12 protein-coding genes are annotated in these 12,777 nt (G+C 38.7%); 8 read left to right on the top strand and 4 right to left on the bottom strand.

Annotated features, from left to right (window positions below):
• Positions 1-21: 21 nt before the first annotated feature.
• On the bottom strand, positions 22-1,209 hold the full coding sequence (locus CZ434_RS11740; RefSeq protein WP_077623315.1) for a hypothetical protein: 1,188 nt from the start codon (positions 1,207-1,209) through the stop codon (positions 22-24).
• Positions 1,210-2,568: 1,359 nt separating this feature from the next.
• Between CZ434_RS11740 and CZ434_RS11735 the strand changes: the two genes are divergently transcribed.
• From CZ434_RS11735 to CZ434_RS11705, 7 genes are all read left to right on the top strand, one after another.
• A complete protein-coding gene (locus tag CZ434_RS11735; protein ID WP_077623314.1) occupies positions 2,569-3,657 on the top strand; it encodes a LacI family DNA-binding transcriptional regulator in 1,089 nt (362 codons plus the stop codon).
• Positions 3,658-3,956: 299 nt separating this feature from the next.
• Positions 3,957-5,291: an ABC transporter substrate-binding protein gene (locus tag CZ434_RS11730; RefSeq protein ID WP_077623313.1), complete on the top strand. Its 1,335-nt coding sequence runs from the start codon at positions 3,957-3,959 to the stop codon at positions 5,289-5,291.
• A gap of 76 nt (positions 5,292-5,367) precedes the next feature.
• Complete coding sequence (locus CZ434_RS11725; protein WP_245830977.1) at positions 5,368-6,315, top strand: carbohydrate ABC transporter permease; 948 nt, start codon at positions 5,368-5,370, stop codon at positions 6,313-6,315.
• An 86-nt stretch (positions 6,316-6,401) separates the two neighbouring features.
• Positions 6,402-7,280, top strand: coding sequence for a carbohydrate ABC transporter permease (locus tag CZ434_RS11720; RefSeq protein WP_077623312.1), 879 nt, complete (start codon positions 6,402-6,404; stop codon positions 7,278-7,280).
• A 71-nt stretch (positions 7,281-7,351) separates the two neighbouring features.
• The gene (locus tag CZ434_RS11715) at positions 7,352-7,807 is read left to right on the top strand and encodes a VOC family protein (RefSeq protein WP_077623311.1); all 456 of its coding nucleotides are present in this window, start codon (positions 7,352-7,354) and stop codon (positions 7,805-7,807) included.
• 9 nt (positions 7,808-7,816) lie between these two features.
• A complete protein-coding gene (locus CZ434_RS11710) occupies positions 7,817-8,521 on the top strand; it encodes an SDR family oxidoreductase (RefSeq protein WP_077623310.1) in 705 nt (234 codons plus the stop codon).
• A gap of 16 nt (positions 8,522-8,537) precedes the next feature.
• Entirely contained in the window at positions 8,538-9,206 is a 669-nt protein-coding gene (locus CZ434_RS11705) for a ThuA domain-containing protein (RefSeq protein WP_077623309.1), read from the top strand.
• Between the two features lie 72 nt (positions 9,207-9,278).
• On the opposite strand, the gene CZ434_RS11700 is transcribed toward CZ434_RS11705, so the two are convergent.
• The 3 genes from CZ434_RS11700 to CZ434_RS11690 all read right to left on the bottom strand — a co-directional run bounded on the left by CZ434_RS11700 (position 9,279) and on the right by CZ434_RS11690 (position 11,636).
• The gene (locus tag CZ434_RS11700) at positions 9,279-9,917 is read right to left on the bottom strand and encodes a YesL family protein (RefSeq protein WP_179107252.1); all 639 of its coding nucleotides are present in this window, start codon (positions 9,915-9,917) and stop codon (positions 9,279-9,281) included.
• Positions 9,918-10,228: 311 nt separating this feature from the next.
• Complete coding sequence (locus CZ434_RS11695) at positions 10,229-10,786, bottom strand: hypothetical protein (protein WP_077623307.1); 558 nt, start codon at positions 10,784-10,786, stop codon at positions 10,229-10,231.
• 16 nt (positions 10,787-10,802) lie between these two features.
• Positions 10,803-11,636 carry a nuclease-related domain-containing protein gene (locus CZ434_RS11690; protein ID WP_077623306.1) on the bottom strand — a complete coding sequence of 278 codons (834 nt, stop codon included), beginning with the start codon at positions 11,634-11,636 and terminating at the stop codon, positions 10,803-10,805.
• Between the two features lie 282 nt (positions 11,637-11,918).
• Here CZ434_RS11690 and CZ434_RS11685 point away from each other — a divergent pair, with 282 nt between their 5' ends.
• Positions 11,919-12,746, top strand: a complete 828-nt coding sequence (locus tag CZ434_RS11685) for a zinc ribbon domain-containing protein (protein WP_179107251.1) — start codon at positions 11,919-11,921, stop codon at positions 12,744-12,746.
• Positions 12,747-12,777: the final 31 nt, after the last annotated feature.

Here is a 12,777-nt window from a genome sequence, read left to right as displayed (position 1 = left end):
GTTATTGCTAATAGTTTATTTTTATAAGAAGCCGACAAAAATTCCGGCCAGGATAACGGAAACAATCGTCACCGTCACAAATCCTGCCACAAGCATCGACGGCAGCATATGACTTGTCAAGACTTCACGTTCTTTTTCATCATCTGTCAGGGATTCGATTACTTCCTGTGTGATGATGTAATCGGCAGGAAAGCCGTATAAAGCAGTTAAGGAAACAGCAAAAGCCATTTCTTTGCTGACTTTCAGGATTTTTCCCATGATAAACGAAAACAGATACATACCGATAATCCCAATCACGATACAGGCGACTAGCGGATAAAGGATCTCTAGCATCATTTCCGGAGTAGCCCGTTTTAGCCCGTCGAAAATATAAAGCAGCAATGCCATGATGGCAAAACCAAAACCGTTTGCTTTTTGAAGCGGGTGACGTTCCAAGAAGCCAATGCTCCGGGCGATAATACCAAAAAGTAAGCAAAGCACAAAAGGACTGATTTCAAAAAGCGGTGCAACTAATGTGGAAACCAGGTAAGCCAGGTAACCGACTAAAGCAAGCCGGAAAAACTTGAAGAACTCTGTGTTATATTGTGCCGGTAATTTAGAGAACAACTTCAATTCCTGCTGTTCATCAGGCTGTTCTGTTGCAGCCATTTTTTTCTCGGTCAATTCGTTGTTTCTATATTTGCCAAGCAGCCGTCTGCCCTCTTTTTTCAACATGATGGATGTTAACGGATAGCCCGCAAACCCCTGTACGACGTAAATAACCACGGCGAACACAGACAATGTTGTCAAACCTGCAGCTGAGGCAGCATCAGACATAAGCAAAGCGGATACGATTCCACCTACTAAAGGCGGGATAGCCACGACGACCGTTTCAAAACTGAACAGCAAGGTGCCGATCGCGAACAAAATCACGACTACACCAAGTATTCCCGCCAATGATATCAGCACGGTACGCCATTGTTGTTTTAATTCCCGTATAGACAATAATGTTCCCATGTTTGTAATCAACAGATAAATCAACATCGAAGCCACTACAGGCGGGACTCCCGCAGTCGCCACGATTTCAGTCGGGAAGAATGTCCAGTAACCAATCAGAAATAATAATCCACTAATAAATATCGAAGGAATCCAAGCCTTCGTACGAATTGAAACAATTTCCCCTATAAAAAGAATCAATATAATAAGTGCTAAAGCCAGCATCTGCGCCATAAAATCTTCCTCTTTTCTCTTTTGTAAGTTTTCCTATCTAGTTGTAAATTGCAGATATTCCTCCTTCTAGTAATAAAAAGACTTTGTCATATTAACACATTTTTTGTGTGAATTGAACAAATTTATAGATAATTTCGAATGTTAATGTCGATTTTTGTTGAATGGCATTTGTTCTGTAGGAAGGGAAGCTTGTCAGAGCTGGCAGGAGCTAGAGTGAATGAATAAATCTTTCAACTCAGGCAACGATAAAAAAACTGGTTCAATTAGTATTTTTAATGAACCAAATCCTTATTAGGCTGGAGGATTCACCATGTCTGAGGAACATAGAAAGAAGAATTTTGCCCCAACAAACCCAAGTAAAAAACGCCCGGATGAGCAAAGAAGGGGTGGGGCTAAATCTAATTCTCGAGGTAAGGCTAGGTAGTGGAAGGGAAAGGGGACTTATGTTCCCTTTTTCTATGAGAAGTGTAATTTTTTCAGGAAAAGTAGCAATGATTTTTGAGTAAGAGAATAAATATCAGTATTAAATGCTAAAACACCGAGTCTTTCATATAAATCTAATCAGATAAACAAGAAAACAATAAAAACTTCCAATAAATTAAAGAGGCAGAAAATCTTTAATATATTTTAGAGATATTAAAAATTGCTTAACATGATAGCCCCTTTTAAACTAATTTTGTTTAAAAGCTTAATTTTTTATGTCGAGAACTTTTTGCATTAAAATCGATAATTCGACAAAGTTACGTTGCTGTTTTTCTACAAACATCATAATATTTTGCGATAACAATGAATAGAAGAATTAGGGGATACTCTTTACAGACGTGCCATAGTGATTACATTCGTTTCCTTCAAAAAAGATAGTATTGTTCAATCTCAAGAAAGCCAGGTAGAAGGGGATAAAGGGTTTTTAGATGTTCCCCAGTGAGTATGATAGAAGTTCAATATATAAGAACCACCATGGTGGACGGAGAATTATACTAGAAGATCTACTTCGAGTCTCAATACTCGTTTTTTGTCGAAGCACAATATTGTATTTTATTTCAATAAGCTGTTGACACTGGGTACTTAATAAATTATATTGGTCATAACAATTTTGTAAGCGTTAACAAAGTGAGTGTTTTATTAGAAGAGCGAAATAAAAGGAGGTTTTTTTTAGAATTAGAATAAACACGTGTTCACACTAAAATCTAGAATGAACCTGATGTAAACATAAAAACAACAAATTTTTTTACAACAAAATAAACACGTGTTCATAAATGTAAAGTCCCAATCCTTAAAATGTGTCTGGCTTACAAAATTTTTTAGTTAGTATAAACGCGTGTTTATGAAAGTTATCATCTTAAAGCCGGGGGAGAAAAAATGAAAGAAATAAACAGTACAGAAATTGCAAACTTAGCCGGTGTATCGCGGAGTACGGTTAGTAGAGTGATTAACAATTACCCGAATGTGCCGCATAGCACGAGGCAAAAAGTACTCAAAGTAATCCAGGAAAATAATTATTATCCCAACTTATACGCCCAGGCTTTAGCAGGAAAGAAGACGGGCACCATTGTATTGATCTTGTTGGATAATGGCCATATCTCGAATGATGCCATTACAAATTTTTTAATTACCAATGTGATTGAGAGCGCCGCTGATTATGGTTATTATGTCTTGACTGTAGTGATTAGAGACATTGATTATCCAGACTCCAGAAAACAAGTGAGAGAAATTTTTCATCAAAGAAGAGTGGATGGAGGAATAGTAATTGGGGCGAAAAATGATGAGCCTGTCATCGAAGAATTAATCAATGAAGGTTTTATCATCGGAATCTTAGACCAGGAAAGGCCTCCAGAAGAACAGTTAAATCGGATTAATTTCAACTTCGATAATAAAAATGGCGCATTGGCAGCACTCGAATATCTGATTGGGCTTAAACACAAAGAAATCGGGTTGATAAATGGTGATTTGAATAGAATCTCTGGACTTCAACGCTATGAGGGATTTGTGGAAGGAATGAAGAAGCATAAGCTGCAGATCCACCAGGAATGGATCATGATGGGGGGCGACTTTAATAAAGAAAGTGGCTATCAGGCAATCAATAGCTTGCTGCAGAAAAACATTGAACTGCCAACAGCAATCCTTGCTGCAAATGACAGTGTAGCTTTTGGAGCCATTCAAGCACTCAAAGAGAGATCCATTAAAGTGCCGGATGATATATCTATTATAGGCATAGATGACCATCTGCTAAGTGCTTATTGTCATCCGCCATTAACTACATTGAAAATCGATTTTCAGGAAACTATGAAACAACTGACTGCTAGTGTGATTCAGACCATTAAAGGGACTGAAGCAGAAAAAACGCATATAACCGGAATGGAATTAATTATCAGGGAGTCGTGCAAAGAACTTACAGAACAGCCTAGCCAGAATTTTTACCTGGACATGAAATTTGAGAAAAGAGAATGACTAAAAACACAGGGATTAAAGGGGGTGACTTTGAGGGGAAGAGGGACAACGGAATCATCATTTATTATCCTGCTATTCTACATATTTCATCATCTAGATACATACCTGCCAAGTTTCATTCCCATTCCGCTTGACCTTCGAGTTATTTCTATTTATACGAAAGCAACAGTAAGTAAGTGTATGAAGGAGAAAGGCGATCACTCTTGCATCCATACATCTTCATGGTGATTCATTCGTTTTTATTGTATAGGCAAGCTGTAATAATAACTAATTGCTTTATATTTGAAGGAGGAGAAATCATGGAAAGAAAACGGTTATTTGGCAGTTTTGTTTCGATGTTAATAGCGATGTTGATTCTGGCAGGCTGTTCGGGTGGAGGCTCAGATGAAGCATCAGGCAATAGTGCTGAAGGTAATGGGAACGGCGATTTTACGTACTGGTATCCTTGGGGCGGTGACTCTGAAAAATGGGATAAATCCAGAATAGCTGAGTATGAAGAGTCGACTGGTGCCAATATTGAAGCCATATACGCCCCTCCAAGCGGCGGTATTGATAATGGGAAGTTGCTCTCGGCGATAAGTGGCGGGAACCCTCCAGATTTGGTTGTAACAGATGGAGATGGTTATAACCTTGCATATGGCCTCGCTGCTCAGGGTGCTTTGGAGCCAATCGATGAGTATTTGGAAGAAGCCGGATTTGAAGAAGATAGTGTTTTAGATGGTTTCCGTGATTTAATGAAGCAGCCGGATGGCAAAACATACTTACTTCCCCAAGACTCCAATGTAAACATGCTTTATTACAATGTAGAAATGTTTGAAGCCGCTGGTTTAGATCCTGACAACCCTCCTACAACAATTGAAGAACTTGATGCTGCAGCAGAGGCGCTAACGGAGGTTGAAAATGGAAAGATTGAAACATTAGGATTTATTCCATGGCTTGATGCCGGTGATGAACCGTTTTTGTGGGGCTGGGTTTTTGGAGCTAATTTCTTTGATCCAGAGAATAAAGAGGTAACGATAAATGAACAACCTTTAGTAGATGCCTATAATTGGATGGACAGTTACGCTCAGAAATATGATCCTGAAAAAATAAAGTCTTTCACATCCGGATTTGGAGGATCCTTCTCACCTGACCATCCATTTATGACAGGAAAGGTAGGGATGACGATTACTGGTAACTGGTTCGCCAATGCATTAAAAATTTATTCCCCCGATACAGAGTACCGGGTGGCACCTATTCCTAGTCCTCCTGAGGGAAGAGAAAAAGCGACAGTGTTTGGGACGAACGTATATATGGTCCCGAAAGGTGCTAAGAACCCGCAGGCCGCCATTAACTTTGCGCTATATGGAAATACAGATGAAGTTCTGGCAGACAACATCAATACTTGGAGATCCATCTCTATTTGGAAAGAAAAATCTGACGCCATTGAATGGGAAAACGATCAGGTCTATGACACCGTTTTGGAAGTTGCAGCCTCACCAGATTCCGGTCATCCTGCTCTTACGTCTATTGCAGGCGAGATGTCCGATGAGCTCACCAGCCTGAGAGACAGTGTTATCTATAATGATAATGATCCAGCGAAACTACTGGAAGAACTGGAGAAAAAGCTGCAAAAAGAAGTGGATGATAAATAATATTCAGGTTGAATTCCAGGCTTCGGTTTGACTGAGGCCTGGAAAAAACCAGACAAGACTGAGAGGGGTGACTTGTATGAAGGCATCATTGCCGGTGGCTGAACCAGAAGTAAGGACAGAACCTGAAAGGAAAACTTCTAATAGATTAAGAGGGATGAAAAACAAAAGACTTAACCAAAAGCCAAAAAAGTCACAAAAAATAAATAAAGGGCTGCAAAAGGTCTCAGTTTATATTCTGCTTATTATATTTGCGCTAGTTTTTATCGTACCGTTTGTATGGCTTCTATCTGGATCTGTAAAAAGCAATTCCGAGTTATTCGCTAACCCGCCGATATGGATACCGGAAGTTTTCCGTTGGTCTAACTATAAGGAAGCTTTTACCGCTTTTCCGTTCTTTCTCTATCTGAAAAACACACTGATTATTGTGTTTTTCACTTGTCTCGGTGCTGTGATTTCTAACTCGGTTATTGCTTATGGTTTTTCCAGAATCGATTGGAAATACCGCGATGCAGTTTTCGTATTTGTTTTGGCGACATTGATGCTGCCTTTCCAAGTTATTATGGTTCCGCTATTCCTTCTTTTTAAACAAATTGGGTGGGTTGGGACATTTTTACCTTTAATTATTCCACACTTTTTTGGAAATCCATTCTTCATTTTTCTTCTAAGACAGTTTTTTAAAGGAATTCCGAAAGAATTATCTGAATCAGCCAGGATAGATGGGGCAAACGAGTTTATGATTTTTTTGAAGGTAATCATCCCGTTGTCGAAGCCTATTTTGGCAACAGTCGTTATTTTTCAATTCATTGAGGCATGGAGAGACTTTCTCGGCCCGCTTATTTTCCTAAGTGATAATCGGCTTTATACGTTATCACTCGGCGTTCAGCAGATTATGTCACAGAATGACCCGAGATGGGCATTATTAATGGCTATTGGTGTTTCGATGTCCTTGCCAATTATCATTATATTCTTCTTCCTGCAAAGATACTTCATAGAAGGCATTACGTTTACAGGATCAAAAGGATAAATAAATGATTTAATCTTGGATAGAATCGTCATCTATATTATTGGGCCTTTATAAGATTGAAAACTCTTTTATGTGGGGGTTACCGCGTGAACATTGAAAAAAGAAACTTGAGAAATGGTTTATTGTTTATATCGCCATGGATAATAGGATTTCTTTGCTTTACTGCAATTCCTCTGTTCAGTTCTCTTTATTACTCCTTTACAGAATACAATCTAATTAATGAACCAAATTTTGTTGGGCTGGACAATTATAAGAAGCTTCTTTTTGAAGACAACCTTTTCTTCACGGTTTTGGGGAATACGATGTACATGATATTTATTGGACTGACTGTGACCACTGTTGTAACTATTTTTATTGCCATCCTTCTAAATACGAAAAATATTAAAGGACTTTCCTTTTTTCGGGTGGTATTCTTCATTCCGACACTTGTACCCTTTGTTGTTCTTGCCATATTGTGGATTTGGATTTTGCAACCTGAGTCTGGTGTAGTTAATTCCGCACTAGGTGTGTTTGGAATCAATGGACCAGGATGGTTCTCCAGTCCTGCCTGGGCAAAACCCGGTTTCATCCTAATGTCTATTTGGATGTCGGGGAATATGATATTGATCTATTTGGCTGCATTGGGTGATATACCGAAATCGCTCTATGAAGCTGCTTCTATAGATGGAGCAAATGTTTTTAGAAAAGTATTTCATATTACGCTCCCGATGCTCAGACCAGCAATACTTTTCAACTCTATTACAGGTATGATTGCAGTATTTCAATCGTTTGCAGAGGCATTTATTATTACCGATGGAGGGCCGGATAACTCTACTCTATTCTACTCCCTCTATCTTTACCGAAATGCCTTTCAATATTTCAATATGGGGTATGCATCAGCACTAGCTTGGGTTCTGTTAGTTATTGCCTTAACCATGACACTGACATTTTTCAAACTATCAAAGAAGTGGGGATTGGAAGACTAGATACAGAATGATTATCCCTCACTAGCATGGCTATCTCTATATTAAAAAACTAATCTTAGGAGGAATGAACAATGAGTGAAAGTACACTAGGAACGAATGTGATTGCGCAAGTAGGTATTATTGTAAGAGATATCGAGAAAACCGCCGAGGCATATGCTGAGTTTTTTGGAGTGGAAAAGCCGCCAATCAACTGGACAGACAGTTATGACAAAGCGCAGACAGAATACAAAGGAGAAGCGGCAGAAGCACGTGCCAAACTAGCATTCTTTGATATGGGGTCCCTCCAATTGGAACTGATTGAACCTGACGAGCATCCAAGTACATGGAGAGAGTTCTTGGATGAGCAAGGAGAAGGAATGCATCATCTTGCCTTTGTTGTCAAAGATCTAAAAGGTGTAGTGAAAAAGATGGAAGCGAAAAATATGCCATTGATTCAAAAAGGAGAGTACACGGGAGGAAGGTATGCTTACATGGAAGGGACGGATCAATTGAAAGTTATTCTTGAATTACTAGAAAATGATCAATAGGAGGATACGATGAATATCTTAATTACAGGGGCTAATAGAGGACTGGGATTATGCCTGGTAAAACAAGCGTTGAACAGTAATCATCAGGTTTTTGCAGGAGTAAGGAATGCGGATGAGGAAAGAATCGAGAAACTATCCGATCTCAAAGAAACCTATCAGGATAAGTTGAAAATAATAGAACTGGATGTATGTGATGATGATTCTGTTAGGTTGGCAGCCAGCCAACTCGATGAGATTCAAGTGAGTCTTGATAGTATCGTCAATAATGCAGGCATACTTAATGAGAGAGAGAAGACGATTGAGGAGTTGGATCTGGAGGCATGTAAGTTGGCGCTTGATGTTAATACGCTAGGTCCTATCCGGGTAGTTAAATATTTCCTTCCACTTTTGAGGAAGGGACAACAACAATCGATTATAAATATTTCTTCGGAGGCAGGAAGTTTAACTAACGCATATAGCGGTGATTACCCGTATGGATTATCCAAAGTCGCCCTCAATATGCTTTCCGAAAAACTGAATGTTTACTTGCGGGATGAAGACATAAACGTCTTATCTGTACATCCCGGCTGGATGAAAACGGATATGGGTGGAGATAAAGCTCCCTGTGACCCCATGGATACTGCCAAAGGAATAATGGATATGATTGAAAGGAAAAAAACAATCAGAAACAAATACGTTTTTGTGGATCATACAGGAAAATCGATGGTAATTTAAGTTTGGAGGGAGCAGGATGGCAAAGAAAATCACAGCTGTATTAGGGGATTACTATCATGAAAGGGAGACGGCGGTTCAGTCTCTAAACGAGGCTGTGCGACTATTAAACGCAGATAGTGGCATGGAAGTGGAAGTAGACTACCTTACTGTTGAGGAGCTGGCGGAAAATATAAAAACGCAACCATCGGCGGTAGTTCTATTTGCAGAAAACAGGATCAATCCCAATGATGAAAATGTAAGAACATGGATGAACGAAGAAACTGCTGGCATTATAAATAACTATGTGGAAGCAGGAGGTGGCTGGCTTGCCTGGCATGCAGGACTCGCCTCCTATGAAAGCGTTGTACCTTATGTCGCTATGCTTCGGGGTTATTTTAAATACCATCCGGAAAAACACCAAGTGGTAAAGTATGCTACCGTACCGAAAAATAATCTAATCGAAGAGAGGGAAACATTTGAATTTCTCGATGAGCACTATTTTGTTCATTGTGAGGAAGAAAATACCAATGTATTTTTAAAATCAGATTCGGTTGATGGCTCATCCATTGCCGGATGGTTCCATGATTATGGAAAAGGGAGAGTAGTATGTCTTACCCCTGCCCATTTGGAAGAAGGGCTGTTGAACAAGGATTTTTTACATATGCTTGTTCGATCCCTGGAGTGGAGCTGCCAAGCAGGCTCTTGAATTTATATGAGAATAGGAAAGGAAAAGGCAGCGATAATTCGCTGCCTTTCTACATGGTATAGGTTTATTTTTTTATCCTGGCGACCCTATTTCCTTTCCTTTGGTTTCCACTCTCCTGAATGTTTTCATTGCTAATGACATGGCTGCCATGCTCAGCAGACTCCCGGAAAAGAGTGGGACAGTTACAGGTATAATGATGAAAATAATACATAAGAGAGCTATGGTAGCTCCTAATAATAGTGTAAGCAGAGGGGAGGCAATGCCCATTAAAATGGCATATTTGAGATAGCCGGCAACTTTTTTCTCATAGTTTGCCATAACCGGAAAAATATAAAGAAGTAGAATGATATAAGGGACTAAACCGGTAACAAATATAGTGGAAACGAGGTAATACGGAAGACCACTAAGGGTTTGAATCAAGTGAGCATAAATATATAACATACCGCCTAGAAGTAACAGTATATAAAATACTATATTTGACTTGATAAACTCAGTGCGAAAAGAACTCCAAAAAGTATGGAAAATTGGCAGATCAACATCTCCCTTGATCCACTGTCTGGTAACCGAACACATAGCCAGGGTGGCAGGTGCGAATCCAAGAAAAACCAATCCCAGAAGGCTAAAGAGTATCCAAAGTAAATTAAGATATGCAAGTTGAACAATAAAAACAACTATCCTACTAATAACTCCTAAAAATCCTGAATATTCCAATAAGCAGACTCTCCTTTTAACGATATTATGAAAGCGTGTTCATTTATTGGATTTATCATATCACATTTAGGTGGGCAACGGTGCTTTTGGAGGTGTTTTAGCAAATTAATAGTTTAAGTGACTGTCGAGGTCAGATATACAAAAAGGTAGGTGGAGCTGTCTGTACGAAAAATAGAGGGAGTCTACTCTGATATCGAACTATTGACACTCCATATGTTGGAGGGCCCCCTAGTTTACGCTTTTGAAGAAGGGGGCTTCATTGCGTCAATTTAATATAAAAAATTTGGTACCTTTAACAGCTTATCAGCTAATCAATAATCAAATACGTTCCAGACAGTTTCATCACTCTCTCCATTCCAATAGGCATGTAACTCGGTTACTTTATCCTTAGCGGCCTTTGATTGTTTATCATCTAACCAGTTCACTACTTCAGCTGGCCTGAAGTATTTTTCTTGAATGAATGCAAGGTAATGTTTGCTGGAGCTCTGCCAGTTTTCCGTGAAAGCAAGCACTTTGGAAATATCTTCGTAAAACACCACCTCATTGGCGTACGAACCTTTATACTTCATTTCAATAGTAGTGATAACTTTAGTGACACAGTCTCCAAGGAAATTTTCCCCGGTCTTTTCAGGATCTATTTCTGCTATAACTAAATCAATCCTTTGGCCACCGATAAAATATTCAGTGAAGAGGCGGAGATTATGATTGTGCAGGAAAGCTTCTCCTAATCTATTTCTTAAATGGAAATAGAAAGCACTCTTTAGTGAATCCTCTTTTAATAAAAAGCTATTGTCATAATCTCTACTCAAATCTTTATTCCAGACATGTTTAATAGCGGCATCGATGATAGTTATTATTTTTTTATCCATCTTACCATCTCCATTATTAGGTTAAATGAGCCTGCTTTTGATGATCATAACAATAAATTTTCCCGTTGAATCTTTTATTGGACAAACAGTAGGTTTTCACTTTCTCCGAAACCGCTTTATTGCAAATGGTGCAAGTAGAGCCGGAACCTGACTTTTCTTCCGGTGTAGTTGTTTTTAATGCGTGTTTATGTTCTTCTCTAGCTTTTGGATCCGTGATATTAGCTTTGGAAAAAGCATTGTAAATTGTAGAGATGTCGCTTTCAGATAGGAGAGGTTCTTTATGATGGAGCTTCAATACCGAGACCTTCCTATGGATAAACTCTGATAACTCTACGTCATAGACGATAATTTCATTGGATGCGATTTTGCGGTAATCCAAATCTACTTTGAAGGTACATCGTTTTGTGAAAGATACCATGGAGATAAAGAAGTCGTGGTACTTTTTATCAATAAAAGATGCCAATGCTCTTATATGCCCGTAGTTTTGCACAAAAGGGTTCATCATTTTAAACTTCCCATTAACCAACCATGTTTTACGGTCTTTTCCACCATAAATGGTTCCTTGGTAGTTCTTCGTTTCGATGGCAAAGATACCATACGGGGTCAACACTGCATGGTCAATTTGTGAATATCCTGACTTCGCATTAGGATTCTCAACGAGAAGATCACTTAAATAGCGATATTCCTTTGGCAGCTGATCAAGTTGAATATTAATCTTGTACTCTCCTAATTCACCTTTTCTGGTAGCAACTTGTTCATTATTTCTCTTTGGCTTTGTTGCTTTAGTGGTAGCTTGTTGTAGCTTGTTCTTGTTCTTTTTCTTCTTCAAAAAGTTTAAAGATAATAGCATGATTTTCTCCCTGTTCATTTTGATGTCCTAATTGTAACTTTTTCTGGTAAGTTTAACCACACCGCTATATGTTTGGTTTTCATTTACTGAAAAGATCAAAAATCTTTACAACACAATTGACTCTTAAATAAATAGATAAATTACTCTTTTTATAGTTAAAAATGCCTAAAAATAATGGTATAATATTCCTGCTTGTCTCATTTTTGAGGTGTTTAAACCTATTTTTTTGCAATAATTTACATAATAAGGGTAAGAAAAGACTATAGGGTGAGAGAGGCAAAATTGAAAAACAGAAAGGAAGATGGAAACATGCATTGTACTAAATGCGGATCGATGAACGAAACAGAAGCTAGATTTTGTGCTGAATGTGGCTCGAAATTAGCATCTGTACAACCACAGGAGGGCCAGCAGTCGGCTAATCTAGAACAAGCTGCTACCGTTGAGCCTGAAGCATCAGCAGGAGGGAGTTATAAGGACAATGAATATGTCCAGAAAGGAAAGGTAATCAGCAGGCAGTTTTTCAGCTTTGCGAAGGAAGCCTTAAAAGGCCCGATGGTCGCAAGCAGAAAAGTAACTGGAGCGGATACGATTAATGGAATTATTTCCCATGTACTTTTTGCACTATTACTTCCATTATTTTCTTATTTCACCGCTAAAAGTTTCAGTGGTGGTTATATTCCTATTCCTTTTGGGGCCACTGTTATTCAGCCGTTCATCTATCTATTAATTTATTTGGCTGTCTATACAGCAGTTGTGTACGGAGTGGCGAAATTAATGAAGGCAAATACCACCTTTTTAGAAGTCATGAGTCGGTTTGGTGTATTTAATGTGTTGCCGGCAGCAATGTTGTTATTGGCAGTTATCTTTTCGTTAATGTCCGCGACAACATTCAGCTTATTACTATTTGGTATTTCACTTGTTCTATTCGTAGCTTCTAGTTTGGCAGTTATTTTCTCTGTCAAAGAAGATTCCGTTGCTGGTGGAATTGATGTTTATTATGGTCTTATCATTGCTAACATTGCCATGGTGATCATCTTTGCCATTATTGGAGACAGCATTGTTGGTAACCTGATGAATGATTTGGAAAACGGTTTTTACGGACTTCTATAATTTGAAGGTAGTGACAGACACCTGATTAAAG

It is taken from the genome of Sediminibacillus massiliensis, from assembly GCF_900156915.1.
In the GTDB taxonomy this organism is placed as follows: Bacteria; Bacillota; Bacilli; order Bacillales; family Amphibacillaceae; genus Sediminibacillus_A; species Sediminibacillus_A massiliensis.
Note: the sequence above shows the minus strand (reverse complement) of the source record. Positions and strands in the feature narration are given on the sequence as shown.

Coding starts and splice junctions, on each gene's coding strand:
- CZ434_RS11725 (WP_245830977.1), top strand. CDS start 5,368: ATGAAGGCATCATTGCCGGTGGCTGAACCAGAAGTAAGGACAGAACCT.
- CZ434_RS11695 (WP_077623307.1), bottom strand. CDS start 10,786: ATGGATAAAAAAATAATAACTATCATCGATGCCGCTATTAAACATGTC.
- CZ434_RS11690 (WP_077623306.1), bottom strand. CDS start 11,636: ATGCTATTATCTTTAAACTTTTTGAAGAAGAAAAAGAACAAGAACAAG.
- CZ434_RS11730 (WP_077623313.1), top strand. CDS start 3,957: ATGGAAAGAAAACGGTTATTTGGCAGTTTTGTTTCGATGTTAATAGCG.
- CZ434_RS11710 (WP_077623310.1), top strand. CDS start 7,817: ATGAATATCTTAATTACAGGGGCTAATAGAGGACTGGGATTATGCCTG.
- CZ434_RS11705 (WP_077623309.1), top strand. CDS start 8,538: ATGGCAAAGAAAATCACAGCTGTATTAGGGGATTACTATCATGAAAGG.
- CZ434_RS11735 (WP_077623314.1), top strand. CDS start 2,569: ATGAAAGAAATAAACAGTACAGAAATTGCAAACTTAGCCGGTGTATCG.
- CZ434_RS11715 (WP_077623311.1), top strand. CDS start 7,352: ATGAGTGAAAGTACACTAGGAACGAATGTGATTGCGCAAGTAGGTATT.
- CZ434_RS11740 (WP_077623315.1), bottom strand. CDS start 1,209: ATGGCGCAGATGCTGGCTTTAGCACTTATTATATTGATTCTTTTTATA.